This window comes from Methylobacterium sp. CM6246 (genome assembly GCF_054818005.1).
The window spans coordinates 3776683-3800299 of record NZ_JBTXKY010000001.1; the positions used below are offsets into that span (position 1 = coordinate 3776683).

Consider the following 23617-nt stretch of genomic DNA (forward strand, 5'->3'; position numbering starts at 1 on the left):
ACAGGCATGACGGCGGACAGGCATGGCGCCGGACAGGCATGGCGCCGGACAGGCATGGCGCCGGATCGGATCCGGCCTATCTGCCCGGGCGCCCCCGGACACTGGACCCGCGATGGATGATGCTCCCTCGGCCGCGCAGCACGGCCGCTACCGCTACAGCGCCCTCCCGGACCGGCCGGTCTACGATTGGCCCGGGGGCCGGCGGCTCGCGGTCTATGTCGGGCTCAACCTCGAGACCTTCGATTTCGGGGCGGGGCTCGGGGCCGAGCTCGCCCCGGGCGGGCCGCAGCCGGACGTGCTCAATTACGGCTGGCGCGACTGGGGCAACCGGGTCGGGGCCTGGCGGCTGCGGGACACCCTCGACGGCCTCGGCCTGCCCGCGAGCGTGCTGGTCAACAGCCGGCTCTACCGGGATTGCCCGGGCCTGATCGAGGCGTTCCGGGCGCGCGGCGACGAGATCGTCGGGCACGGCCGCACCAATGCCGAGCGGCAGGGCACCCTGTCCGAAGCGGAGGAGGGCGCCCTGATCGCGGAGGCCACCGCGATCCTGACCCGGGCGGAGGGCCGGGCGCCGGCCGGCTGGCTCGGCCCCTGGATCTCGCAGTCGCGGGTGACGCCGGACCTGCTCGCCGAGGCCGGCTACCGCTACCTGCTCGACTGGTGCCACGACGACCAGCCGACCTGGATGGCGACCCGGGGCGGCGGCCGGATCCTGGCCATTCCGTATCCCCAGGAGCTGAACGACATCCCGGCGATCGTCGCCCGCAAGGAGACGGGCCGCCACTTCGCCGACGCGCTCGTCGACGCCTTCGACGAGATGCTGGAGCAATCCGCCGCGGCGCCGCTGGTGATGGGCATCGCGCTCCATCCCTACATCGTCGGCCAGCCCCACCGGCTGCGACCGCTGCGGGCGGCGCTCGCCCATATCGCGGCCCATCGGGACCGGGTCTGGATCACCACGGCGGGCGCGATCGCAGCGCACGCCGTGGCGGTGTCCGGCTGACCGGAGCCGAGACGACCCGCACCCGCACCCCCGCACCCGCCGATGGCCCGATCTCGGACCCGGTATTCAAGACGAGCCATCGGGTTTTCGCGCGCGCCTCAGCGCGAAAACCCGCACTCGACGTGCGCGATAACGATCCCGGTCACGATTTTCTTGCGGTCAGCCTTGCTGCCGCCATCGTTGCCCCGGAGGCGGCAGTATCCGCGCCCATCGATAACGCCGCCGCGCACGCCGCCATGTCCGACACCAGGTCCGACACCCGGGACCCGTACTGCCGCGCGGCCGTGGCCGGCGCCGTCCCCGATCCCGCGCCGGAACCGGGCTTCGAGGACCTTCTCCGCATGGCCCGCCGGGCCTGCGGGGCCCCGATGGCTCTGCTCAGCCTCGACACCGGGGACCGGCCCCGGTCCGAGGCCGCGGACGGGTTCGGGGCCGGCATCCTTTCGCCCCCAGGCAGCCTTGCGCCCACAGGCATCCTTGCGCCCACAGACGCGCTCGCCGGTATCCTCGCGCGTATCCCCGACGGCCCGGGCGTTCTGGTCATTCCCGACCTGACGGCGGATGCGCCGGCCCGCGCCGACCCGCGCCGCGCGGCCGGACCGGCGCTGGGTTTTTTCGCAGGCGCCGCGCTGGAATCCCCGGCGGGCCGGCGCCTCGGCACCCTCTGCGTGCTCGACACAGCCCCCCGGCCCGGGGGTCTCGATCCCGAGGCGGCCGAGGACCTGGCCACCCTGGCGCAGCTGGCCGCGACCCGGCTGGAGCTGCGCCAGACCCGGGCGGCACGCGACCGCCTGCTGGCCCAGCGGGCCGTGGTGGCGGATCTGGTGGCGGCCTTGCCGGGTGCCGGCGACCGCGGGGCGATCCTGGATCTCCTGGTGGCTGCCGCCCTGGCAGCCGTGCCGGAGGCCGAGGGTGGGGCCGCCGCCCTGCGCGAGGGGTCCGATCTGGTCTACCGCTCGGCGGCCGGTAGCCTCGCCCACCAGGTCGGCCTGCGCCGGCCGCTCGCCGGCGGGTCGGCCGAGCCGGCGCTGCCGGCCCGTGCGGCGACCCCCGGCTCAGACCGGATGGCAGACCTGCGGACGGCGGAGCTGCCGCCGGCGGACCTGCCGCCGGCACCCGGCATGCACGCCGCCCTCACGGTTCCCGTGCAGCTCGGCGGCGCGGCGTCGGGGATCCTCGAGCTGCGCGCCGCCCGGGCCGACGCCTTCACGCAGGATGCCTTCACACCGGATGCCTTCACACCGGATGCCTTCACACCGGATGACCTGGCGGTCGTGCAGCTGATCGCCGGCACGGTCGCGGCGAGCCTCACCGAGACCCGGGAGGTCGGCGCGGCCGAGGCCCGGCTCGCCACCGTGATGGATACGGTCCCGGTCGGGATCCTGCTCGCCGAGGCGCCCTCCGGCCGCATCGTCATGGGCAACCGGCGCATCCGGGAGGTGCTGGGCCACGACACGGTCTATGCGCCGGACAGTGCGGCGTACGGCGCCTACGTCGCCTACCACGCCGACGACAGACCGGTGGCGCCGGAGGAATTCCCGCTCGCCCGGATCTGCGCGGGCGAGGCGGCCCGGGCCGAGCTGGAGGTCCGCTACCAGCAGCCCGACGGGACGCGCCGCTGGATCGCCATCGCGGGCGAGGCGATCCGGGACCCGGCCGGCAAAGTCGTGGGCGCCGTGGTGGCGGTCTCCGACATCGAGGCGCGCAAGCGCGCCGAGGCGGACCAGAACCTGCTCAACAGCGAGCTGTCGCACCGGCTGAAGAACACCCTGGCGCTGGTGCAGGCGATCGCCGCCCAGACCCTGCGCAACGCCCCCGACATCGACACGGCCCGCGAGGCCCTGGCGGCGCGCCTGGTCGCCCTGGGCAAGGCCCACGACATCCTGCTGGCCGGCCATCTCGCCGGCCGCCCCGAGGCCGCCAGCGTCGCCGCGGTGGTGACCGGCAGCCTGGCGCTGCACCAGGACGATCCCGGCCGGTTCGGCTTCGCCGGCCCCGATCTCCTGATCGGGCCGGCGGCCGCCCTGTCGCTGGCCCTGATGCTGCACGAACTCGCCACCAACGCGGCGAAGTACGGCGCGCTCTCGACGCAGACGGGCCGGGTCGACGTCGGATGGGACACGGCCCCCGACGCGGCCGGGGACCCGGTCTTCACCCTGGTCTGGCGCGAGAGCGGCGGCCCGCCGGTGGCGCCGCCGACGCGCCGGGGCTTCGGCTCGCGGCTGATCGAGCGGGGGCTCGCCGGGGCGGTCGGCGGCCGGGCCGCGCTCGACTATCACCGCGACGGGCTGGTCTGCACCCTCACCGCCCCGCTCGCCGGATTCCGGGCCGAGCCGTAAAGCGGCCCGTCGGGGTTCCGAAGGGCTCAACCCTTCGGCGGGGTTCCGGGGCGCAACCCCTGAGGAGAGCGGGCCCCGCCCGCACCCGCGAGAGGTCGACGGCCTTGCAAATCCAACCGGCTTGGCGAATCCAAGAGGACCTTGCGAATCCCGGATCGTGTCCGCTCAGTCGGGGATCGCCAGTCCGATCCACAGGCACAGCGCCCCGACTGCGGTCAGGGCCACGGCAGCCTGGCGGACCTGGTGCCAGCGGGCGGTGCGGGCCCGTTCCTCCGGGCTCGCGCCCAGGCGCAGCTCGTCGTCGAACCCCTTCACGAAGGATTCGAAGTTCGGGAAGGCCCGCCGGGCGAGCCACAGCCACACGCCGACGGCGATCAGGCTGAAGGCCCCACCGCCATACGTCAAAGCATCGTCCAGCATTCAGCGCACGCCTACCAGCCCACGCCCCCCTCTACTGCCGACGTCTACGGCAGGGTGCTGGACTTGCCTAGGTCATCCCCGGAATCGGGCGGGCGAATTTTTGTTTCCGCGCCGTATCCGGCGGTCCTTCAGGCCGGCGGCCGGCCCAGGGCGTAGAGCGTGATCGCAGCCGCGTTCGAGACGTTGAGGCTGCGGATCGCCCCCGAGAACGGGATCCGGGCCAGGATATCGCAGCAGGTCCGGGTCCGCTCGCGCAGGCCCTTCCCCTCCGCTCCGAGGACGATCACCAGCGGACGGGCGACGGTGAGGGTGTCCAGGCTCGCGGGCGCGTCGGAATCGAGGCCGATCCGCGTGTAGCCGCGCTCGCCCAGCTCGATCAGCGCCTCGGCCAGGTTGCGGACGGTGACGAAGGGCACGTGCTCCAGCCCACCCGAAGCGGATTTCGCCAGGACCCCGGTGGCGCCCGGCGCGTGCCGCACCGTCGTGACGATGCCGGCGACCCCGAAGGCCGCGGCCGTGCGGACGATCGCCCCGACATTGTGCGGGTCGGTGATCTGGTCGAGGGCCAGCAGCAGGGCGTCGGCCGGCAGGTCGTCGAGCCCCGGGGCGGGCAGGGGCTCGGCCTCGAGATACAGGCCCTGGTGGACCGCGTCCGGCCCGAGCAGGCGGCCGATCTCGCTCGGTCGGACCAGTTCGGGGGCGATGCGCAGGGCATCGCCGAATTCCTCGGTCAGCCGGGCCGCCGCGTTCTCGGTGGCGAGCAGCCGGTGCAGGCCGCGTTCCGCGTTGCCCAGCGCCTGGACCACCGGGTGCCAGCCGTACAGCACCGCGGCGCCATCGGGTCCCCTGGACTCGGGCCGCGGCCCGGATCCGCCGGGACGCCCGCCGGACCGGAAGCCGGGCCGAAACCCGGACCGGGGCGGGCCGCCCGGGCGGCCGTCGTTGCGGCGGCCGGTCATCGGAACGCGATCGGGGAGGGGAGCATCGGGACGGCCTTTCCAGAATGGGTCGGTCCGAGAAACCGGGCGGCACAGCCCACGTCAACCCGACGCCGTCGGAAACATCGGGTCCGGGGCGCCCCGGACCCGGATTCCCTGAATGCCAACTTCTCCCCGGGCGCCCCGATCTGTGGATGGATCCGGGATATTCCCTTCAAACCATGTGTATGTCGACGGAACCGAGTGTGTTCTTCAGACCGAACGAGCGCCGCGTTAAGTAGGAAGATTATCAAGATGGAATCTTTCAGAGAGTCAGTTCGGAAGACTATATGGGGTGCCGAATTCATGATCTTCGTCAGAGGGTTGAGCCTGCTTTTCGTATCCGACTCTGCGCGGATGCGCATGCGACTCTGCGCGACCTCGTATCGGAGTCTGCGCGGATCCAGCCGGGGGGTGCATTGGATTCTGCGCGGTTCCGTATCGGATTCGGCGCGGATTCCGGCCCGGAACGGTGGAATGCGGGGATAGACGGCCGGGACCCGGGCGTATCGAACTCTGCGTGGGCCGATGTCCCCGATCCGTCCGTATGCAACTCTGCGCCGCAACCCCGCGCGAGAACCCCGGGGAACCGTGGATTGCCGGGACAAGCCGGACCGGACCGGAGCCCCGGCCGTCGAATCGTGGCATGGCAGGATCGGGCCGCCCCTCCGCCTTCCGGGAGGGACGTGTCGGCGTGCGGCTCGGGCTGAGGGACGATGGGCATCGAGGAGAAAATCGCAGGGATCCACGACGCGGATCTGCGGGCCGAGATCGAGGCGGCGCGCGGCGGCTTCCTGTTCGCCCAGATCGTCGAGCACGTGCTGCATCGCCAGCGCGAGCGCGACGCGCAGGCCGCCGTTCTCGGGGAGCAGGAACTCCGCCGGGCCCAGCTATCGCGCGACCAGCGCCGACGCGACGCGGTCCGCCTGGTGATCGAGAACGAGCCGGCCCTGCCGTCGAGCCTGCAGCACATCCACTCGGTGCTGGCGCTCTGCGGCCTGCCCTATCGCGACCCCGGTCCCGTGCGCGAATTCTCCCGCACCTACGGGCGCAACTCGCTCAGCCTGATGGCCGGGCGGATCAAGGATCCGGAGACCGGCGCCTTCGCGCCGCAGGGGCTGCCCTACGGTCCGAAGGCCAGGCTGGTGCTGCTGCACCTCTGCACCGAGGCGGTGCGCCAGCGCAGCCCGACCGTGAAGGTCGCCGAGACGCTCTCGGGCTTCATGCGCGAGATGGGGTTTGCCGTCACGGGCGGCGAGCGCGGCACCATCCGGCAGTTCAAGGAGCAGCTGAATCGGCTGGCCGCCTGCACCATGCAGATCGGCCTCTGGGATGGGCGCGACAGCGCCACAACCCTCAACGTGCCGCCGTTCCGCAGCCTCGAATTGTGGCGTCCGCGCGCCGGCGAGGGCGACGAGGAGGCGGGGCGGACGGTCCGCTTCGATCTGGAATTCTACGAGACGCTGATCAAGCACGCGCTGCCCGTGGATGTGCGAGCGGCGCGGGCCTTCTCGGGCTCGGCGCGCAAGCTCGACCTGCTGTTCTGGACCGGCTACCGGCTGCGGTCCCTGCAGCGCCCGCTGCGGCTGACCTGGAACAACCTGCACGCGCAGTTCGGCGCCGAGAACGCCTCGATCCGCAGTTTCCGGCAGGCCTTCAAGGCCGATCTGGCACATCTGCGCGAGGTGTTTCCGCGCCTGCCGCTCGTGCTCGACGATGGCGGCCTGACCCTGCACCCGGCCGACCCGAGCGCGCTGCTGGTGCCGCCGCGCCCCGCCTCCGCGAAGGGAATGAAGGGACGCCAGAAGGGAATGTGATCCGTTCCCTTTGTTCCCTTTGTCCCATTGGTGGGAATGCATCGCGGCGCGGCGGTTCGGAAAGAATGTTCCCTCTGCGAACGGAATGAGCTAGACGTTCCGTTCGGGTGAAGGGAACATCGGATGGGTCTGTCGGAACAGGATATCGAGGCCCGGCTCTCCGCATTGCGGCGGCAGCGCGAGGCGATCGACCGGGAGATCGCCGACCTCGTCCTCTACCTGGAACTCGGCCGGCGCCTGAGCGGTGCGCAGGGTGGCCCGGCCGTCGCCGATCCGGGGCGGGGGGACGGGCCGGATCGCGCCGTCCAGCCGCCGCTCCGGCAAGCGCCGGCCGCCCGCGCCGCCGCTGCCGAGACCGGCCGCTCGGACATCGCGCAGCCGTCTGCCCGCCCGGCCTGGACCGATCTCGAGGATGCGGAGGCCGGTCCGGTCGGGCTGCAGGCCGTGCCGCAGCGCCGGGAGCTGCAGAGCCTGGAGCCGCAGCGCCTGGAGCCGGAAGCCGGGCCGAACGGAATCCCGCTTGCGATCGCCTTCACGGAGGATGCCGCCGGCGCCCGCCGCTACGGCCGGGCGCTGGTGGAGGCGGCCTGCGGGGCGATCCTGGCGGCCGGCCGGCCGCTGCACGCGGGCGAGATCCTGGAGATCCTCCTGGCCCGCGGCTTCACCCTGCCGGGGCGCGATCCGGTGGCGGCCCTCAACACCCGCCTGTGGAAGCGGTCCGGCCCCGGAGGTCCCCTGCTCCGGGTCGCCGAGGCCACCTATGCCCTGGCCGGGCTGGAGGCCGGCGCCGGGATGGCGCGGCCCGTCCGGGGCTACGATCCGGACGCGTGAGGCCGCGGCGGTCCCGGATCGCCAACCGATCGAGCGATCCGCGGCCGGTCACGATGGCGTGACACCGCCCCTTCGGAGCGGCGCGCCGGACCCGGTTGCAGCCGGTATTCGACCCATATGGGGGAGGCGCCGGCGCACCGTCCGCGCGTAGGGTCCCGGCCCGCACCCGAGCCGGTGCGGGCCGGGCTTACCGGACGGGCGGCTCCGGTGCGGGCCGGCTTGGAGGTCGTGAAGGATGCCCAGCGCCGCGCGATCCCGCTCCGCCCTCCGGGAGGCGGCCCGATGACGATGGCGCTGGTGACACCGGCCGCTCAGGCCTGTGCCTTCGCGCTGGGCTGTGCGGTGATCCATGCCGCCCGCGGGCACGCGGAGATCCTCACGCGGGTACTCGCCGCCGCGGCGATCGTGGCGGCATTCCTGGTGCTGCTGGTCGCGTCCCTCGACTGCGCCCCGCAGGGGGACGCGGGTCTTCCGGATCCGCTCCCGGCCGCCGCTGCCCCCTGAGCACGCCGCCGGGTCCCGGACCGCGAGCGCGCGCCGCCGAAGGGGATACCGGTTCGGCGGCGGCGAGCGCGTCGCATCGGGAACGGCTCTAGTTGATCAGGCAGAATCCGGCCCCTGTGCCGACGCGCCGCTCCTGCGCGCACCAGGGCCTGGGGGCGGGCCTGGGAGCGGGTCCGAGCGCCTCCCGGGGCAGGTCGGCCGGGCTCTTCAGGGAGGCCGTGGTCTGGGCGGCCTCGGGCTCCGGGTGACGGAGCGCGAGGCTGTCGAGGCGGGCCCCGGGGTCCGGGAGCCGAACCTCCGGAGCGGGGCTCGCCGGCATCGGCATCGCTCCGGCCACGACGGCCTGGTCCTGCGCGGCGGCGGCTCCGGCCAGGGCCAGGCAGGCGACCGGGACCGCGAGGAACCTGAACATCGGCGACGCTCCCTGCCGAGGACGCGCGTCCGGCGGATCCCGGACAGCGGGTGGCGGGGCGAGTGTGGCGATGGCGTCTTAAGAGGGCGCGAAGATTCAGTCTTAACCGAAGGCGAAGATTGCGGATCGGAGGTCCGGTGCGGGCCAGCACAATCATCGACCCGGCCGGCGATCACGGGTCGGCCGCCATTCCTTCGCCGATACGCCGAGACGCAGCCCCCGTCGCGCCGTGCGGCGAGGGCTGCTTGTCGCTTTGCGGGTCACCGCACGGTCACTGCGCGGGGGCGGCGACCGCGGCGGCGAGGCGGTCGTGCGGGAGGCCCGATCCGCCGACCACCGCGACGCGGGTTCCGGCGGCCATGCGCCGGCTCGCCCAGTCGCCGATCATCTCCAGGCAGGTATGGTCGATCGCCGCGAGGTCCCCGGTGGCGAGGTGGACCTCGCCGCCCACGGGGGTGCGCTCCAGCGCCGCCGTCAGGGTCGGCAGCTGCAGGAAGGTCGCCGCCCCGGACAGCCGCAGCTCCGGCACGCCCGGGACCTCCGGGGCCGCGGCGTGCTCGATCCGCAGCCGCCCCTTGCGCAGGCTCGGCAGGGTCTGCGCGAGGCTCAGGGCCAGCCCGGTGAGCACCCCGCTCAGCAGGTCCACCGCCACCACGGTTGCCATCGTGGCGAACCAGATCGCCGCGGTGGTCCAGCCGTAGCGGGCCCGCAGGTGCAGGCCGTGGACCGGGCTCGCCAGCCGCCAGCCGGTGACCACCAGGATGCCGGCGAGGCTCGCGGTGGGCACCAGCGCCAGCAGCCAGGGCAGGGCGACCAGGAAGGCCAGGATCCAGAGCCCGTGCATCACCGTGGCGGCCCGGGTGACCGCCCCGGCCTGCACGTTGGCGGAGGAGCGCACGATCACCCCGGTCATCGGCAGGGCGCCCAGGAGCCCGCAGATCAGGTTGCCGATGCCCTGCGCGCCCAGTTCCCGGTCGAACCGGGTCCGGGGCCGTGATGCATGCGGTCGACGGCGGCGGCCGAGAGCAGGCTTTCGGCGCTGGCGATGACCGCGATGACCAGTGCCATCATGACGATCTCGGCCTCGGCAAGCCGCGCCCAGGCCTCCGGATTCGGCAGGGCGAGGCCGGAGAAGATCCCGTCCGGCACCACGACGCGCTTGACCGCGAGGCCGCCGAGCCCGGCCACCAGGCTGCCCGCCAGCACCCCGATCAGCGCCCCCGGCAGCAGCCGGAGCCGCTTCGGGCGCAGCCGCTCCCAGGCGATCATCGCCGCGATGGTCGCGCTCCCGACCAGCACCGCGCCGGGACGGTCGCCGGCCCCGGTGACGAAGTCGAAGAACGCGGCCGGGATCGCCACGAGGTTGTCGAGGCCGCTCGCCTGGGGCATGGCGTCGGTCAGGACGTGGACCTGGGCGAGCACGATCAGGATGCCGATGCCGGCCAGCATGCCGTGCACCACGGCCGGCGAGATCGCCCGGAACCAGCCGCCGATCCGCAGGGCGCCGGCGGCGAGCTGGACCAGGCCGGCCACCACCAGGACGGGGCCCAGGGCATCGAGCCCGTGCGCCTGCACGAACCCGTAGACGATCACGGCGAGCCCCGCCGCCGGCCCGCTGACCTGGAGCGGCGAGCCGGCGATCAGCCCGACTGCGATGCCGCCGACGAGACCGGTGATCAGGCCGCGCTCGGGCGGCACCCCGGACGCGATGGCGATGCCCATGCACAGGGGCAGCGCCACCAGGAACACCACGAACGAGGCGGGCAGGTCGCGCGCCAGGCTGGTCCGGACCGCGCTGCCCGGCCCGAGCCGGTCGCGCAGGCCGGCGAGCGACACGCCGCTCACGCCGCCTGCACCCGGTCGCCGGCCAGGGCGGAGGCCGAAGCGGGAGCCTGGGCCACCGGCATGTCCGCCTCCGCGATCGGCCGGAACCGCCCGGTGGTGCCGTCATAGGCCAGCAGCGCGCCGGATTCGATCTCGAAGAACCAGCCGTGCAGGCGCAAGCGGCCCTTGGCCAGGCCGGCGGCGACGCTCGGATGGGTGCGCAGGTTGGCGAGCTGCACCACCACGTTCTCCAGGGCGAGCGCCCGGTGACGCTCCTGCGGGTCCATGCCCTCGGGATAGGCCTCGCAGACGATGCGCTCGGCCGCTTCGGCGTGGCGCAGCCAGGCCGCGACGCTGGGCATCTTCTTCAGGAGCTCCGGCCTCATCAGGCCGCTCATGGCGCCGCAATCGGAATGGCCGCAGATCACGATGTCGCGCACCCCCAGGGCGACCACGGCGTACTCGATCGCCGAGGAGACGCCGCCGATCACGTCGGAGGCCGGGGGCACGATGTTGCCGGCGTTGCGGCAGACGAACAAGTCGCCCGGCCCCGCCTGGGTGATGTGCTCGGGCGAGACCCGGGAATCCGCGCAGGCGATGATCAGCGCGCTCGGGTGCTGACCGTCGCGCACGAGCTGCTGGTACATCTGGCGCTGGCCGGGGAAGACGCTGCCCTGGAAGCTGGCGATGCCCTGGATGATGCTGTTCACGTGCGGGAACTCTGCGGCTGGGGCGGGCTGGGAGATCGGGTCTAAGAGATCGGGTCTGGGAGATCGGGCCGGGACGAGGTTCGGACAGGGATCGGCGCCCGGGAGCTTGGGCGCTGCACCGTCCCGGCGCGGCGTCCGATCGGATACGGGGAGATCGCAAGGTGGCCGCCCGACCGGGGTCCGGGCGGCCCGGGGGCCTGCTCAGCGCCGGGTGCGGCGTTCCACATGGCCGGACGCCCAGTGCGGATCGACCACGCTGCCACGCGAGACCGTGGCGGTGCCCCGGTCATGCATCATCGGGGCGCCGAGGAGCTGGCCGCTGCCCAGGCGCTGCGAATGCAGCGAACGCGGATCGTGGGACGGATCGCTGACATAGGAACTCATGTGGCCGCCGCCGGCGACCTGCCGGCTGCCGCTGCCGCCCTCGCCGGCCTGGGCCGCCATCGGCAGCGCAAGGGCACCGGCCAGGAGGCCGAGGGCCAGGAAACGCTGTGTTCGGTTCCGCGTCATGGGAGGCTCCGCCTGTGCTCGTCGTGCTGGCCGGGACACCGCGTCCTGAGCCGATGCCTCGAACATAGCCGCAGTCGAACAAAGTAGATGTGCGGTTGAACACAGTCGATCAATGTAAAATTTAATCCGTTTCAGCGATATACTTGGTGCGGGATCGCACGGCGTCGATAAAGCGTCGTTGAGGCCATGGATTAAACGGCACCGACCGCTCCATCGGACCGGTGGCAACCCGGCAGGTCGGCCGCGATCGACGGCCGGAGGTGGGGAGCGGGCGCGCCCCGGCGGGACCGGATCAGCCCGCGCCGTGCCGGATATCGACGGCCGGTCCGTCGTCATCCCGCGGGGACCCGGATTCCGGCCGGAATCCGGCGGGCAGCGGCGCCGTCGCGGTGTAGACGAGGCCGTCCGGCTCGTACGCCAGGGCGGCGCTGTCGCGGCCGGCGAGGCCGCGCTCCAGCAGGCGGGTGCCGAAGCCGCGCCGCGACGGGGCGGCGACCGGCGGGCCCCCGCGCTCGCGCCAGGCGATCCGCAGGGTCCGGCCGCCGGGGCCGGCCTCCAGGGTCCAACCCAAGGACGCCCGCCCGGCCGGGACCGAGAGGGCGCCGTACTTGACCGCGTTGGTGCACACCTCGTGCAGGATCATCGTGAGCGCGAGCGCCATCTCGGGCGGCAGCCGCAGGTCCGGTCCGGCCAGGGCGATGCGCCCTGCCTCGGGCCCCTGGAAGGGACGCAGGGCCTGGCCGGCGATCCCGCGCAGGTCGGCGCTCAGCCAGCTCTCGCGGGTCAGGACGTCGTGGGCGCGGGACAGGCTGAGCAGCCGGGCCTCGAAGGCCTCGCGCCCCGCCGCCGCCCCGTCGCCGAGATCCTTCAGGCTCTGCGCCGCCATCGACTGCACGGTGGCCAGGGTGTTCTTCACCCGGTGGTTCAACTCGTCGATCAGGAGGCGCTGGGCCTCCCCGCGCCGGGCGAGCTCGTCCGCCGCCCCGGTGAGGGCGTCCGCGATCATCGCGCCCTCGCGCACGATCGCCCGGGGCAGCGGCGGCAGGGGCCCGTCGCGACCCAGCGCCCCGGCGGCCGCGGCCAGATCCCGCAGCGGCCGGGCGATCAGGCCGGCGAGCAGCCACGCGAGGACGGCCGCGGCGAGCGCCACGGCACTGCCCGCGGCCAGGATGTTCCAGCGCAGGGCCGCCACCGAGGCCAGGGCCCGGTCCGCGCTCTGGCGCACCACGACCCGCCAGCCGAGGCCGGGATAATCGCGCTCGCCGTTCGTGCGCGCGCTCGCGCTGAGATACCCGGCGGCGGCGTCGGGCCAGGGTCCGACCCGGCTCGTGCCCTGCGGGTCGAGGGCGCGCCCGCCGGACAGCACGGTCTCGGGCAGGCGGTTGCCCTGGAGGGGCGGCGGTCCGAGCAGCACGGTGCCGTCGTGGGACAGGATCAGGATCTCGGCGCCGCCGCGATGGCTCCGGAGCGAGCCTTCGAGACTGCGCGCCATATCGCGCGCCCAGACCCAGTCGAGATGCGCGGCCAGCACCCCGAGGAGGCGCCCGTCCGGGTCCCTGACCGGGGCGGCGAGGTCGAGGAGGCGAAGAGGCTCGTGGAATGGCGGCTCGTGGATGGCCGGCCCGTGAACCGCCGGCGCCAGCACGGCCTGCAGAAGCTTGGCCGGGTGCACGTCCCCCACGAACGGCCGCTCGCGGGCCGCCTGGAAATAGGTGCGGCCGGAGACGTCCGCCCCCTCCAGCGCGCCGATGCTGGTGACTGCGACCCGCCCGTCCGGGTCGATCAGCCCGATGATCGAGTAGGCCGGGTAGGTCTCCTGGAGGCGCCGCATCACGGCGCGCTTGGCGTCGGTCCCGGCCCCGGGATCGCGCAGGCTGTCTGAGGTGGCCGCGATCTGGATGTCGCGCCAGCGCTCGAACATGCCGAGATCGAGGCTGCGCGCCATCTGTCCGGCGATCTCGGCGAGCTGGCCGCCGACCTCGGCCTCCAGCCGGCGCGTCGCCTCGCGGCTCACCAGGATGGCCAGCGCCAGGGCGGCGAGGAACCCGAGCGTCCCGAAGCCCAGGGCCAGCGCGAGACGCAGCCGCGGCACCTTGGGTGTCCGGCGGCCGGAATCGGCCAAGCCTCCGGGACTGGCTTGCGATCCCGACGCCGCTGCAGGGCCCGACCGGGCGACCGCTCGCATCCGCTTCCCCCGGCCCGGTCGGTCCCCCCGGGTCGAGGCGGGTCGCGTCCGTGCCCGCCCGTCTCAGCACGCGCGGGAGGGCTCAGCAAGACCGTATCGCGACCTGAGCCGCGGTTCGTGCAACTGCATGTTGCGGCGATGCATCCGTGCACCGCAGCCTTTCGTTCGCGACCGCACGCGACCGCACGCGACGCCCCGTCGCCGAGCCTCAGCCCCCGAGCAGCGCGTGCGCGGCCCGCACCAGGATCCCGTCCGGCCGGCGCAGCTCGCCCAGAACCGAGAAATGCTCGGCGCCCGGCACCGGCAGCAGGGGACCCGGCGCGTGGGCCGCGGCCCGCAGGGCGTGCAGGTTGCGGGCGTCGTGGATCAGGGCCGGCAGCTCGCGGCTTCCGTAGGCGAGGCAGAGCGGCTTGCCCACCACCGGACGGCGCAGGGGCGACAACGCCTCGACTTCCGCCTCCGTGAGGTTGAGCTTGTCGTCGAGGGTGGTCTGGCGGATCGGCGCGAGGTCGTAGACCCCCGAGATCGCGAGCCCCGCGGCGATCGCCGGATGACCGAGCTGGAGTGCGGTCAGCAGCCCGCCCGCCGACCAGCCCGCCAGGACCAGGGGGCCGCCGATCCCATGCGCGGGGCCGTGCGCGCCGATCCAGTCCAGCGCCGCGCCGATCTCGTCCGCGATCCGGGTCAGGCTCGCCTCCGGGGCGAGGGTATAGCCGACCATCGCCACCGACCAGCCGGCGGCGTTCGGCCCCTCGGCGAAGCAGGCGAACAGCTCGCGGGCACCCCGCTGCCAGTAGCCGCCGTGGAGGAAGACCAGGCCGGGCGCCGAGGCGTCGCGGGCCGGGTAGAGGTCGAGGGCGTTGCGGGGGCCGGTTCCGTACGGGATGTCGAGGCCGGCCGGATGCCTGGCCCGGTAGGCGGCCGAGGCGGCGTCGCGGGCGGCCACCTGGGCGGCGCTGTCGGCGACCGCGCGGGTGTTGTCGTAGCAGGCGCTGCGCGCGTCCCGGTCGAGCTCGGCCCAGCGGCGGCGCGGGTCGGCTTGGGTCGGATCGTCCAGGCGGAACGTCAGAGCCATCGTGGGTTGTCTCCCAACCTCCTGCCACACCATGCCAGCCCGCCCGACCCGGGTCGAGGCCGGGTTCAGGGAGTAGTGCCGGGAGCGGTGCCGTGATCCTGCGCGCCGATCGCCCGCAGGGCGGCGCGGGCCACCGCCACGTCCTGGTCGCTGGCGCCGGACCCGACCCCGATGCCGCCCAGGCAGGCGCCGTCGATCACGATCGGCAGGCCGCCGGGCAGGTTGGTCAGCCGCCCGCCGGTGGCGAGGCCGACCGTCACGGCGAGGTCGGCGGCGAGCCCGCCGGTGGGCGCACCGTTCGAGGCGGCGGTGACCGCCTTGGCCAGCGCGCTCTCCCGGGACAGCAGCTTGGCGCCGTCCATGCGCAGGAAGGCGAGCAGGTTGCCGTCGGCATCGACCACGGCAACGACCTCCGGCACCCCGATCGCCTCCGCGTGGGCGACGGCCGCCTGGAGCGCGATGAGGGCCGCCGCGTGGGTGAGCCGGGCGGCGGGGCGGGTGATGGCGGGCATCGCGGATCCTCGCAAGCGGTCTTCTCGGCGGCACCCCGTGGAGGGGCGGGGGCGGCGGTTCGGCGTCAGCGCGCGTCGAAGCCAGGATTGGTTCTAGAAACCGGGCCCGGCCCCCGGGATCGTACCGCCGTAGCCCCAGCCGGTGAACGGTGGGGCCGCGACCCGCTCCCGGCTGGCCGGGGGCAGGGCACGCCCCGGGGGGCGCGGTTGCTGCCAGACCCGCCAGCCCCGGAGCCGGTCGCGCGCGGCCATGCGGGCCAGCGTCATGTCCATGTCGGACGCCGCCCGCAGATCGGACGCCGCCCGGTGGTGCGGTTCCCTCGGCCGCGGGCGGGCCTCGGCCGGGGCGATCGTCAGAAGCAGCGCCGCCGGCAGCAGGGCCGCGCGGATCGGGGCGGGCGCGGGGCGCATGGTGTGGGCTCGGGCTGTGCGGAGCGCGACGGCGCTGTCTCCGCCGCCTACGCCGCTCCGGGCCTCCGGTTCCGGGACGATCCCGGGGGCAGGGCGGTTTTCGCGGGTCCGGAATCCGCGAAAACCCTTTAGGATGCCCTCACCCGAGACGATGCGAGCCGCCCGATGCCGATCCCCGCCCAGAACGCCCCCGCGCAGGATCCGGTCGCGCTGCTCAAGACCCTCGTGGCCTTCGACACGGTGAGCGCCCGCTCGAACCTGCCGCTGATCGACTGGGCGGAAGGCTATTGCCGCCACCACGGCGCCGCGGTCGCGCGCGTGCCCAACGCCACCGGGGCGAAGGCGGCCCTGCTCGTGAGCGTCGGCCCGTTCGAGACGCGACCGGGCTACGTGCTCTCCGGCCACAGCGACGTGGTGCCGGTCGAGGGCCAGCCCTGGTCGTCGGACCCGTTCGTCCTGCGGGAGGAGGCGGGCCGACTCTACGGGCGCGGTACCTCCGACATGAAGGGGTTTCTCGCGGTCTGCCTCGCGCTGCTGCCCGAGATGGCGGCGGCGGAGCTCGCGACCCCGCTCCACCTCGCGATCTCGTACGACGAGGAGGTCGGCTGCCTCGGGGTGCGCCCGCTGATCGCCCGGATGCTGGAGCGGGGACCGCGCCCGCTGGGCTGCTTCGTCGGCGAGCCCACCGGCATGGACGTGGTGGTCGGGCACAAGGGCAAGTCCGCCTCCCGCCTCACCTTTCGGGGCAAGGCCAGCCACTCGGCCCTGGCGCCGGCGGGCGTCAACGCGGTGGAATACGCCGCTCGCTTCATCGAGCATGTCCGGCTGTCCGCGGAGGCGATCGCCCGGGACGGCGCCCGCGATCCGCTCTACGACGTGCCCCACACCACCGGCCTGTCGAGCGTGGTCCGGGGTGGCTCGGCGCTCAACATCGTGCCCGACAGCTGCAGCGTGGAGTTCGAGTACCGGGCGATCGGGGCCGACGATGCCGGGGCGCTGGCGGCGGCCGCGATCGCCTACGCCACCGACACCCTGGCGCCGCTGATGCGGGAGACGGACCCGGCCTGCGGCGTCGATGTCGAGCCGCTGATCGACTATCCCGGCCTCGACACCGACCCGGAGGCGGAGATCGTGACGCGCGCCAAGCGGCTGGCCGGGCGCAACGGGCACGGCAAGGTCTCCTACGGCACGGAGGGCGGGCTGTTCGAGCGGCTGGGCGGCGTGCCGGCGGTGGTGATCGGCCCGGGATCGATCGGCCGGGCCCACAAGGCCGACGAATACGTGACCCGGGACGAGCTCGCGGCCTGCGCGGACTTCGTCCGGCGGCTGATCCGGGACTGCCGGGTCTGAGAGGCTTCGACGTCTGGCGCGGCCTTCGACGCGCGTCGTCTACGAAGGGTCCACGACGTCTGCGGCGGTCCGGCCACCCCGCGTGGCATCCTGCGAAGAAACGCCCGCCACGAACGAGAAACCTTTGCGCCGCTCGCGGTTTGGATGGGCGGCGGGCCGCGAGGCCGGATCGGGAATCGGCGAGAAGCGCATGGCCAGCCTCAGCGTCGCGATCGCGTTCGGCGTCCGCCTGCTCTTGGTGCTGCTGTTCCTGCCGTTCAGCGCCCTCGACAAGATTCTCAACTTCAAGGGCGCGGTCGGCCAGGCCCGGCAGGCGGTGCATGCCACCGGGCCGGCGACCCTGCTGATCCTGATCGGGCTCTGCGTCGAGATCGGGATGTCGCTGTGCGTCCTGACCGGCACCGCCGACCGGGCGGCGGCCTTCGTGCTCGCCGGCTATTGCGGCGTCACCGCGCTGCTGTGGAAACAGTTCTGGGCGCCCGGCGACTTCTGGGCAGGCGGCGAGGGCCGCGCGTTGTTCTGGGACTTCTTGAAGAATTTTGCGCTGGCCGGAGGTTTTTTGCTGATCACCTTCGGGACGGGCGCCGGGACGGTCCAGGATTTCTTCGCCGACCCGCTCGCCTCGTCGCACCCCTACGCGGTCCAGGCCCGGCCATAAGATCCGGGATCCCAAAGGACCCACGGCCCTTTGGTGGGGTACTGGGGCGCGCAGCCCCGAGACGTCAGCCCTGCGGTACGGTGGCGACCATCGAGGGCCGGCCCTCGAACACCGCGGACCAGGCGGCGGTGGCGGGGCGGCCGTCGCGCCAGGCGAGGTCGGGGAAGCGCAGGTCGAGGTAGCCGACCGCGCAGGCCAGTGCGACCGTGCCGATATCGAGCGCCGGCATGTCGGCGACCAGGGTCTCGAACCGGTCCAGCGCAGCCGTGATCTTGGCCACCTGCCCGGCGTCCCAGGCCGCCCAGCGCTGCGCCTCCGGGCGCAGGACCCGCTCGTAGCGGGTGAGCAGGGCGGCATCGAGCAGGCCGTCGGCGAGCGCCTGCCGGGTGAGCGCGTCCCAGCGCGCCGGACCCTCGGGGAACAGGCGCGGACCGGCCGACAGGCCGTCGAGATACTCGCAGATCACCCGGCTGTCGTAGAGGACGGTGCCGTCCTCCAGGACGAGGGCCGGGATCTTGCCGAGCGGGTTGTGGGCGGCGACCTCGGGGGAGGGACCGGTCGGGGAGGCTCCGGCGACGGTGACGGCGATCCTGTCGATCAGCCCGGTCTCGTGGGCCAGCACCAGCACCTTGCGGGCATACGGGGAGGCGGGGGAGTAGAGGAGCTTCATCGGACCGTCCCGGTTCGTGGCGACGCATCTGGTCATGCCACGCAGACCTCGCATCGCTGCCCGCCGGAATCCAGCCCCGTCAGACCTTCCGGGACATCCCGGAGCCGGCATGCACCACCCGGCCCCGCACCCGGCCCTGGCGCTTGGACTGCCGGTGCGCCCGCCAGACGAGGATGCCGGTGGCGAGCCGGTCCAGCAGGAGCAGGGACAGGCTGCCGATGATCGCGAGCACGCAGACGGCGCCGATCACGACGCCCCAGATCCCGGGGGCCGGGATGATCATCAGGCACAGCAGGCCGAACACCGCCGCCCCGGGGATCCATCGTGCCATCGTGCCGCCTGTCTTCGATAAGGGTCTCCCCTCTTGGGTGAGGCCCGGAAAAAAGGCATTGATGTATGTTTTAATCTCTATTTGCCGATCGTTATGCTTGAAAGCATGGTTTAAATTCGATCTATTTTTTTAATTACAGATCTCATTCTCGTCTCGAGCCGTTTCGGCTCAACCGAGGCCGCGAGCCGGCCTTCCGGGGAGCGCGCGGGCTGCCCTGGAGCGTGCCGCCAGGGCCAGGGGGCCAGAGCCAGGGCCAGAGCCAGGGCCAGAGCTAGGGCCAGAGCTAGGGCCAGAGCTAGGGCCAGAGCTAGGGCCAGAGCTAGGGCCAGGGGCAGGGCAGGGGCCTCCGGAGGATTTCGGCGCGCTGGCGGCGCATGACTGCATCGGGATCCTGCGCGGCCGCCGCCTGGGCCGGGCTCGGCCTCGCGGAATTGCCGCTGTGGCTGGCGATCGACGCCCGCGCGGCCGGGCTGCCGGCCGCGCGGGAGCCCTTTACGCCGCCGGGATGAACCGCAGCGTGCCGGCCCGGCGGGTCGGCTGGCCGGTGTCGCTGGTGTGGTTGACCCCGTCCATGACCGGCACCGCGGGGAAGTCGAACGGGCTGACCCCGTCGAGGCAGGCCACGTTCACGGCGTAGAGGTTTTGGTTCGAGCGCCGCTGGTGGTGGGTGTAGATCCCGCAGCGGGAGCAGAAGAAGTGCTCCGCCGTCCCGGTGTGGAAGCGGTAGCGGGTCAGAGCCTCCGCGCCCGCCAGGATCTCGACCCCGCCGGCCTCCGCCATGGCGACGACGGCGCCGCGCATCCGGCAGTAGGAGCAGGTGCAGCGGCGGATCGAATCGAATCCGTCGCCGAGGGTCGCCCGGAAGCGCACCGTGCCGCAATGGCACTGGCCGGACCGGATGGTGGCCCGGCTGGTGGCTTGGTCGGTGACTTGGTCAGTCATGGCGCCTGTCCTGTTCCGATCGCCGCCGGGCCCGGTCCGGCCGGGCGCCTGCCTCCGGCGACCGCCCTCGCCGTCGCGCCGGGGGTAGCCCCGGGATCCGGGCCGGACAATCCCTGAAAAGCGCGCGCGTCGCGTGAGGAAAATGCACGCGGGGACCCCCGATCCAAGCTGCGCTGCCAGGTTTTCCGCGCTTCCGGGTTTTCCGCGCTTCCGGGTTTTCCGAGGGCGGGGACTCGAATTGCCATCCCGGCGTTTCTTGAATACCTACTAGTTGGTAGGTGGCACGGGCGGTGCCGCTGCGGCAACGGCTCCCGAGAGAGCCGCGTTCGGAGGAACGCCGAGATGGAGAATTGGAACGGTTACCGGGGCGAGCTGATGGCCACGCTGGGTCAGATGGGCCAGATCAGCCCGGACCTGCTGCACGCCCACGATAAGCTGGCCTCGGCCCAGCCGAAGGTGCCGCAGCTCGACGCCAAGACCCGGGAGCTCATCGCCCTCGCGGTGGCGGTGACGACCCGGTGCGACGGCTGCATCGCCTTCCACACCGACGCCGCCCGGAAGGCCGGCGCGACCCAGGAGGAGATGGTCGAGGCGCTGGGCGTCGCCGTCGCGCTGAATGCCGGCGCGGCGTTGGTCTACAGCGCCCGGGCCTTCGACGCCTTCACGCGCGATCCGGGCTGAGCGGCCCGCGACCGGGGTGCCCCCGCGCTGCCGCGGGGCACCCCGGACCCGGCCGTCGCGCGCCCTATCCCGCCACGTCGAGGCTGCGGGCCTCGCTCACGAGGTGATAGAACCGGCCGTCGAACATCTGCATCACCGCCTCGGTGGCGGCGTGGGATTCCGGCCGGATCGACGAGGCCAGGCAGGCGTCGAGCGCCGCCTGATCGGGAAAATCCATCTCCAGGATCATGGCGATCGGCCGCGCGTCGGCATCCTTGGAGACCAGGCGCTGCACCCGCACCGCTGTGACCCCCGGGAAGCGCCGCCAGAACGGCTCCAGCTCGTCCCGGACCCGGCGGAAGAACGCATCGTCCTGGCCGTCGCGCACCGTGCCCTCGTAGATCGCGGTCCTGGTCAGCATCGGGCGTCTCCCCACGTTTCGAGCGGTCAACCGGCCAGCGCCGGGTTCGCTCCCGCCGGGTGACAGCGCGGCCGCGCTGTCCGTCCGGGCGATTGCGCCGGCCTTCACCCGGGCCGGCGAATCGGGGTAACGAATCCTCAGCCCATCGCGACGATGCGGGAGAGACCGGGATTCACCCACCAGAGGGGGGCCCGGCGCCGACGGAGCAACCGCCCCGGAAACTCTCAGGCACCGGAACCGTGTCGTCAGGGCGATCTGGAGAGCGGTGCAGCGGATCGTTTCGGTCCGTGGGCACCCGCCGAAGGGGACGTCCGCGCCAGCCTCGCCAGGGCCGGCCGGATCAAACTCTCAGGCACCGGGACAGATGGGGCGCGAAAACCGGCCGACCCGCGAGGGAAGGCCTCATCGCGTCCGCACGTCCCGGAGACCCCATCATGACCCACATCGCCATCATCGGCGCCGGCATCACCGGCGTGACCACCGCCTACGCGCTCGCCCGGCGCGGCTACGACGTCACCGTCCTCGACCGGCAGCGCTACGCCGCCATGGAGACCTCCTTCGCCAACGGCGGCCAGCTCTCGGCCTGCAACGCCGAGGTCTGGAACAAGCTCTCCACCGTGCTCCATGGCGTCCAGTGGATGATGCGCCGCGACGCGCCGCTGCTGATGAACCCGGCCCCGTCCTGGCACAAGCTGTCCTGGATGGCGGAGTTCATGCGCGAGATCGCCCATTACCGGCAGAACACCGTGGAGACCGTGCGGCTGGCGCTCAAGGCGCGCACCGCCCTGTTCGCCATGGCCGAGGCCGAGGGCATCGACTTCGACCTCAAAACCCGCGGCATCCTGCATTTCTACCGGGACCGGGCGAGCTTCGAGAAGGCGCACGCCGTCAACGCCCTGCTGCGGGAGGGCGGGCTCGAGCGCGACGCCGTGACCCCGGAGGAGATCCGGGCGATCGAGCCGACGCTCGCCGGATCCTACGCGGGCGGCTTCTTCACGCCCTCGGACGCCACCGGCGACATCCACAAGTTCACCCGGGGCCTGGCGGCCGCCTGCGCCCGCAGGGGCGTCCGCTTCGTCCACGACGCCAGCGTCGAGACGATCGCGGCCGGGGCGGGGGGCTACGCCATCGGCTGGCGCAGAACCGATCAGCTGGCGGACCGCCCGGCCGGCGCCCCGCAGGCCCTGCGCGCCGACGCGGTGGTGATCTGCGCGGGCTGCGCCAGCCGGCGCTTCGCCGCGATGCTCGGCGACCGGGTCAACGTCTACCCGGTGAAGGGCTACTCGATCACCGTGAACCTGCTGACCCCGGAGGCGCAAGCTGCGGCCCCGGAGGTCAGCATCCTCGACGAGGCGGCCAAGATCGTCACCAGCCGGCTCGGCGACGAGCGCCTGCGGGTCGCCGGCACCGCCGAGTTCAACGGCTTCAACCGCGACATCCGGCACGACCGGGTGCAGCCGCTGATCGACTGGACCCGGGAGCAGTTCCCGCTGGTCGACACCGACCGGGTGGTGGCCTGGAGCGGCCTGCGGCCGATGCTGCCGAACATGCTGCCCAAGGTCGGGCGCGGCCGCCGGCCCGGCGTGTTCTACAACACCGGCCACGGCCATCTCGGCTGGACCCTCTCGGGCGCCACCGCCGAACTCGTCGCCGAGGCCGTGGCCGCCGAGCACGCTCCGGAGGCCGCGGGCCTGCCGCTCGCCGCCTGATGCGGCGTCGAGGTCCGGGGCTCCCAAAGGGCCAGCCCTCTGGCGGGTGATCAGGGCGGAGCCCCGATGGGGGTGGGGGCTCCGCGCCGCACCCGTCAGGATCCCGGACGTCCCACGGCCGACGTGCCAAGCCGGATTATTATGTATACACTACCAGAGCCGCCCCGGATCCCCGAGCCGTGATGCGCATGCCTGCTCCCGATATGCCGCCTGCCTATATCGACCCCGCCACCGGGGCCTCCTATCCGATCGAGGTCCCGCGCTGGCGCGGCGATTCGGGCGGTCCGCTGATGATCTCGCCGCTGCCCGGGATCGACCGGGGGCAGATCGACACCGGCCAGCGCTCGCTCTGGCGGTACGGTGCGGCGCTGCCGGTGGCGGTCAAGGATCCGGTCTCGCTGGGCGAGGGCTGCACGCCGCTGGTGCGCCGGCCCTGGCGGGGGCGGCACGCCCATTTCAAGCTCGAATGGTTCGCCCCCTCGGGCAGCTTCAAGGATCGCGGCGCCTCCGTGATGCTGTCGATCCTGCGCCAGCAGGGCATCGACGCGGTGCTGGAGGATTCGTCCGGCAACGGCGGCGCCGCGGTGGCGACCTACGCGGCCGCGGCCGGGATGCGGGCCAAGATCCTGGTCCCGGCCTCGACCTCGCCGGCCAAGACCGTGCAGATGCGCGCCGCCGGCGCCGAGGTCGAGCTGATCCCCGGCACCCGCCAGGACACCGCGGACGCGGCCATCCGGCAGGCCGACACGATCTTCTACGCCAGCCACAACTGGCAGGCGCATTTCCTCCAGGGCACCAAGACGCTGGCCTACGAGCTGTGGGAGGATCTGGGTTTTTCCGCCCCCGACGCGGTGATCATCCCGTGCGGGGCGGGCAGCAACGTGCTTGGCTGCGACATCGGCTTCTCGGAGCTGCTGCGCCGGGGCGCCATCGCCCGGCTGCCCCGCCTCTACGCGGTGCAGCCGGCCCGGTGCGCGCCCCTGCATGCCGGCTTCCAGGCCGAGGCCGAGGATTTCGTGCCGGTGACCCCGGGCCCGACTCTGGCCGAGGGCGCCTCCATCGCCCAGCCGGTGCGCGGCCGGGCGGTGCTGGCGGCGCTCCGCCGGTCCGGCGGCGGCACCGTGGCGGTGTCCGAGCCGGCGATCGAGGCGGCGCTGATGGAGCTCGCCCGGTCCGGCCTCTACGTCGAGCCGACCTGCGCGATGGCGGCGGCGGCGCTGACCGACCTGACCGCCAGCGGCGCGATCGGGCCCGACGAGACCGTCGTGGCGGTGCTCACCGGCACCGGCATCAAGGCGACGCCGCGCATCGCCGAGCTTTTGGGTCTCGCCCCGTGAGCCGCTGAC

At 73.2% G+C, this 23617-nt stretch carries 24 protein-coding genes, 1 pseudogene and 2 riboswitches; of the genes and pseudogenes, 11 read left to right on the forward strand and 14 right to left on the reverse strand.

The window, feature by feature from the left end; translation table 11 throughout:
* Window positions 1-112: 112 nt before the first annotated feature.
* Together ACYQPG_RS18390 and ACYQPG_RS18395 are read left to right on the forward strand one after the other, a co-directional pair.
* Window positions 113-1003: a polysaccharide deacetylase family protein gene (locus ACYQPG_RS18390; protein ID WP_419828446.1), complete on the forward strand. Its 891-nt coding sequence runs from the start codon at window positions 113-115 to the stop codon at window positions 1001-1003.
* Between the two features lie 236 nt (window positions 1004-1239).
* Entirely contained in the window at window positions 1240-3342 is a 2103-nt protein-coding gene (locus ACYQPG_RS18395; RefSeq protein ID WP_461231441.1) for a sensor histidine kinase, read from the forward strand.
* Window positions 3343-3507: 165 nt separating this feature from the next.
* On the opposite strand, the gene ACYQPG_RS18400 is transcribed toward ACYQPG_RS18395, so the two are convergent.
* Both ACYQPG_RS18400 and ACYQPG_RS18405 read right to left on the reverse strand, forming a co-directional pair.
* Entirely contained in the window at window positions 3508-3762 is a 255-nt protein-coding gene (locus ACYQPG_RS18400) for a hypothetical protein (RefSeq protein ID WP_461231442.1), read from the reverse strand.
* Between the two features lie 128 nt (window positions 3763-3890).
* Window positions 3891-4721 (reverse strand): TrmH family RNA methyltransferase, encoded by an 831-nt coding sequence (locus ACYQPG_RS18405; protein WP_461231443.1) that lies wholly within the window; start codon window positions 4719-4721, stop codon window positions 3891-3893.
* 734 nt (window positions 4722-5455) lie between these two features.
* On the opposite strand from ACYQPG_RS18405, the gene ACYQPG_RS18410 reads away from it, so the two are divergent.
* From ACYQPG_RS18410 to ACYQPG_RS18420, 3 genes are all read left to right on the forward strand, one after another.
* The gene (locus ACYQPG_RS18410) at window positions 5456-6556 is read left to right on the forward strand and encodes a replication protein RepA (protein ID WP_419828444.1); all 1101 of its coding nucleotides are present in this window, start codon (window positions 5456-5458) and stop codon (window positions 6554-6556) included.
* 123 nt (window positions 6557-6679) lie between these two features.
* Window positions 6680-7387, forward strand: coding sequence for a hypothetical protein (locus tag ACYQPG_RS18415; protein ID WP_461231444.1), 708 nt, complete (start codon window positions 6680-6682; stop codon window positions 7385-7387).
* 282 nt (window positions 7388-7669) lie between these two features.
* A complete protein-coding gene (locus ACYQPG_RS18420; RefSeq protein ID WP_419828441.1) occupies window positions 7670-7891 on the forward strand; it encodes a hypothetical protein in 222 nt (73 codons plus the stop codon).
* 88 nt (window positions 7892-7979) lie between these two features.
* On the opposite strand, the gene ACYQPG_RS18425 is transcribed toward ACYQPG_RS18420, so the two are convergent.
* From ACYQPG_RS18425 to ACYQPG_RS18460, 8 genes and pseudogenes are all read right to left on the reverse strand, one after another.
* The gene (locus ACYQPG_RS18425) at window positions 7980-8303 is read right to left on the reverse strand and encodes a hypothetical protein (protein WP_419828440.1); all 324 of its coding nucleotides are present in this window, start codon (window positions 8301-8303) and stop codon (window positions 7980-7982) included.
* 271 nt (window positions 8304-8574) lie between these two features.
* Window positions 8575-10139: pseudogene (locus ACYQPG_RS18430) on the reverse strand (SulP family inorganic anion transporter).
* 5 nt (window positions 10140-10144) lie between these two features.
* The gene (locus tag ACYQPG_RS18435) at window positions 10145-10837 is read right to left on the reverse strand and encodes a carbonic anhydrase (RefSeq protein WP_147940186.1); all 693 of its coding nucleotides are present in this window, start codon (window positions 10835-10837) and stop codon (window positions 10145-10147) included.
* A 201-nt stretch (window positions 10838-11038) separates the two neighbouring features.
* Window positions 11039-11347 carry a hypothetical protein gene (locus ACYQPG_RS18440; protein WP_147910802.1) on the reverse strand — a complete coding sequence of 103 codons (309 nt, stop codon included), beginning with the start codon at window positions 11345-11347 and terminating at the stop codon, window positions 11039-11041.
* 292 nt (window positions 11348-11639) lie between these two features.
* Entirely contained in the window at window positions 11640-13439 is a 1800-nt protein-coding gene (locus ACYQPG_RS18445; RefSeq protein WP_461231445.1) for a sensor histidine kinase, read from the reverse strand.
* Window positions 13440-13740: 301 nt separating this feature from the next.
* Entirely contained in the window at window positions 13741-14607 is an 867-nt protein-coding gene (locus ACYQPG_RS18450) for an alpha/beta hydrolase (protein ID WP_461231446.1), read from the reverse strand.
* 65 nt (window positions 14608-14672) lie between these two features.
* The gene (locus ACYQPG_RS18455) at window positions 14673-15119 is read right to left on the reverse strand and encodes a GlcG/HbpS family heme-binding protein (protein WP_147910811.1); all 447 of its coding nucleotides are present in this window, start codon (window positions 15117-15119) and stop codon (window positions 14673-14675) included.
* A 93-nt stretch (window positions 15120-15212) separates the two neighbouring features.
* The gene (locus ACYQPG_RS18460) at window positions 15213-15530 is read right to left on the reverse strand and encodes a hypothetical protein (RefSeq protein WP_147941205.1); all 318 of its coding nucleotides are present in this window, start codon (window positions 15528-15530) and stop codon (window positions 15213-15215) included.
* A gap of 165 nt (window positions 15531-15695) precedes the next feature.
* Between ACYQPG_RS18460 and argE the strand changes: the two genes are divergently transcribed.
* Window positions 15696-16880: an acetylornithine deacetylase gene (gene argE, locus ACYQPG_RS18465; RefSeq protein ID WP_147910809.1), complete on the forward strand. Its 1185-nt coding sequence runs from the start codon at window positions 15696-15698 to the stop codon at window positions 16878-16880.
* A gap of 190 nt (window positions 16881-17070) precedes the next feature.
* Window positions 17071-17538 carry a DoxX family membrane protein gene (locus ACYQPG_RS18470; RefSeq protein ID WP_147910808.1) on the forward strand — a complete coding sequence of 156 codons (468 nt, stop codon included), beginning with the start codon at window positions 17071-17073 and terminating at the stop codon, window positions 17536-17538.
* Between the two features lie 64 nt (window positions 17539-17602).
* On the opposite strand, the gene ACYQPG_RS18475 is transcribed toward ACYQPG_RS18470, so the two are convergent.
* Window positions 17603-18208 carry a glutathione S-transferase gene (locus ACYQPG_RS18475; protein WP_419828437.1) on the reverse strand — a complete coding sequence of 202 codons (606 nt, stop codon included), beginning with the start codon at window positions 18206-18208 and terminating at the stop codon, window positions 17603-17605.
* Window positions 18209-18287: 79 nt separating this feature from the next.
* A complete protein-coding gene (locus ACYQPG_RS18480; protein WP_147941208.1) occupies window positions 18288-18539 on the reverse strand; it encodes a hypothetical protein in 252 nt (83 codons plus the stop codon).
* A gap of 374 nt (window positions 18540-18913) precedes the next feature.
* Between ACYQPG_RS18480 and ACYQPG_RS18485 the strand changes: the two genes are divergently transcribed.
* Complete coding sequence (locus tag ACYQPG_RS18485; RefSeq protein WP_281407109.1) at window positions 18914-19048, forward strand: hypothetical protein; 135 nt, start codon at window positions 18914-18916, stop codon at window positions 19046-19048.
* Here ACYQPG_RS18485 and ACYQPG_RS18490 read toward each other — a convergent pair.
* The gene (locus ACYQPG_RS18490; protein WP_461231447.1) at window positions 19032-19481 is read right to left on the reverse strand and encodes a GFA family protein; all 450 of its coding nucleotides are present in this window, start codon (window positions 19479-19481) and stop codon (window positions 19032-19034) included. The two genes, ACYQPG_RS18485 and ACYQPG_RS18490, sit on opposite strands and share 17 nt — an antisense overlap.
* Before the next feature lie 342 nt (window positions 19482-19823).
* Between ACYQPG_RS18490 and ACYQPG_RS18495 the strand changes: the two genes are divergently transcribed.
* Window positions 19824-20162 carry a carboxymuconolactone decarboxylase family protein gene (locus tag ACYQPG_RS18495; RefSeq protein WP_147941209.1) on the forward strand — a complete coding sequence of 113 codons (339 nt, stop codon included), beginning with the start codon at window positions 19824-19826 and terminating at the stop codon, window positions 20160-20162.
* A gap of 64 nt (window positions 20163-20226) precedes the next feature.
* On the opposite strand, the gene ACYQPG_RS18500 is transcribed toward ACYQPG_RS18495, so the two are convergent.
* Complete coding sequence (locus ACYQPG_RS18500) at window positions 20227-20562, reverse strand: hypothetical protein (RefSeq protein ID WP_147910501.1); 336 nt, start codon at window positions 20560-20562, stop codon at window positions 20227-20229.
* Between the two features lie 146 nt (window positions 20563-20708).
* Window positions 20709-20812: riboswitch (glycine riboswitch) on the forward strand.
* 3 nt (window positions 20813-20815) lie between these two features.
* Window positions 20816-20928, forward strand: a riboswitch (glycine riboswitch).
* A 68-nt stretch (window positions 20929-20996) separates the two neighbouring features.
* Between ACYQPG_RS18500 and ACYQPG_RS18505 the strand changes: the two genes are divergently transcribed.
* Complete coding sequence (locus tag ACYQPG_RS18505) at window positions 20997-22271, forward strand: D-amino acid dehydrogenase (protein ID WP_419828435.1); 1275 nt, start codon at window positions 20997-20999, stop codon at window positions 22269-22271.
* Between the two features lie 203 nt (window positions 22272-22474).
* On the forward strand, window positions 22475-23608 hold the full coding sequence (locus ACYQPG_RS18510) for a pyridoxal-phosphate dependent enzyme (RefSeq protein WP_147910505.1): 1134 nt from the start codon (window positions 22475-22477) through the stop codon (window positions 23606-23608).
* The last annotated feature ends 9 nt before the right edge of the window (window positions 23609-23617 follow it).

Excerpts from the sequence above, each read along its gene's own strand:
- ACYQPG_RS18480 (WP_147941208.1), bottom strand. The coding sequence starts at position 18,539 with ATGGCACGATGGATCCCCGGGGCGGCGGTGTTCGGCCTGCTGTGCCTG.
- ACYQPG_RS18460 (WP_147941205.1), bottom strand. The coding sequence starts at position 15,530 with ATGCGCCCCGCGCCCGCCCCGATCCGCGCGGCCCTGCTGCCGGCGGCG.
- ACYQPG_RS18475 (WP_419828437.1), bottom strand. The coding sequence starts at position 18,208 with ATGAAGCTCCTCTACTCCCCCGCCTCCCCGTATGCCCGCAAGGTGCTG.
- argE (WP_147910809.1), top strand. The coding sequence starts at position 15,696 with ATGCCGATCCCCGCCCAGAACGCCCCCGCGCAGGATCCGGTCGCGCTG.
- ACYQPG_RS18410 (WP_419828444.1), top strand. The coding sequence starts at position 5,456 with ATGGGCATCGAGGAGAAAATCGCAGGGATCCACGACGCGGATCTGCGG.
- ACYQPG_RS18500 (WP_147910501.1), bottom strand. The coding sequence starts at position 20,562 with ATGCTGACCAGGACCGCGATCTACGAGGGCACGGTGCGCGACGGCCAG.
- ACYQPG_RS18395 (WP_461231441.1), top strand. The coding sequence starts at position 1,240 with ATGTCCGACACCAGGTCCGACACCCGGGACCCGTACTGCCGCGCGGCC.
- ACYQPG_RS18490 (WP_461231447.1), bottom strand. The coding sequence starts at position 19,481 with ATGACTGACCAAGTCACCGACCAAGCCACCAGCCGGGCCACCATCCGG.
- ACYQPG_RS18470 (WP_147910808.1), top strand. The coding sequence starts at position 17,071 with ATGGCCAGCCTCAGCGTCGCGATCGCGTTCGGCGTCCGCCTGCTCTTG.
- ACYQPG_RS18450 (WP_461231446.1), bottom strand. The coding sequence starts at position 14,607 with ATGGCTCTGACGTTCCGCCTGGACGATCCGACCCAAGCCGACCCGCGC.
- ACYQPG_RS18415 (WP_461231444.1), top strand. The coding sequence starts at position 6,680 with ATGGGTCTGTCGGAACAGGATATCGAGGCCCGGCTCTCCGCATTGCGG.
- ACYQPG_RS18440 (WP_147910802.1), bottom strand. The coding sequence starts at position 11,347 with ATGACGCGGAACCGAACACAGCGTTTCCTGGCCCTCGGCCTCCTGGCC.
- ACYQPG_RS18495 (WP_147941209.1), top strand. The coding sequence starts at position 19,824 with ATGGAGAATTGGAACGGTTACCGGGGCGAGCTGATGGCCACGCTGGGT.
- ACYQPG_RS18405 (WP_461231443.1), bottom strand. The coding sequence starts at position 4,721 with ATGACCGGCCGCCGCAACGACGGCCGCCCGGGCGGCCCGCCCCGGTCC.
- ACYQPG_RS18420 (WP_419828441.1), top strand. The coding sequence starts at position 7,670 with ATGACGATGGCGCTGGTGACACCGGCCGCTCAGGCCTGTGCCTTCGCG.
- ACYQPG_RS18505 (WP_419828435.1), top strand. The coding sequence starts at position 20,997 with ATGACCCACATCGCCATCATCGGCGCCGGCATCACCGGCGTGACCACC.
- ACYQPG_RS18455 (WP_147910811.1), bottom strand. The coding sequence starts at position 15,119 with ATGCCCGCCATCACCCGCCCCGCCGCCCGGCTCACCCACGCGGCGGCC.
- ACYQPG_RS18400 (WP_461231442.1), bottom strand. The coding sequence starts at position 3,762 with ATGCTGGACGATGCTTTGACGTATGGCGGTGGGGCCTTCAGCCTGATC.
- ACYQPG_RS18425 (WP_419828440.1), bottom strand. The coding sequence starts at position 8,303 with ATGTTCAGGTTCCTCGCGGTCCCGGTCGCCTGCCTGGCCCTGGCCGGA.
- ACYQPG_RS18510 (WP_147910505.1), top strand. The coding sequence starts at position 22,475 with ATGCCGCCTGCCTATATCGACCCCGCCACCGGGGCCTCCTATCCGATC.
- ACYQPG_RS18485 (WP_281407109.1), top strand. The coding sequence starts at position 18,914 with ATGACTGCATCGGGATCCTGCGCGGCCGCCGCCTGGGCCGGGCTCGGC.
- ACYQPG_RS18390 (WP_419828446.1), top strand. The coding sequence starts at position 113 with ATGGATGATGCTCCCTCGGCCGCGCAGCACGGCCGCTACCGCTACAGC.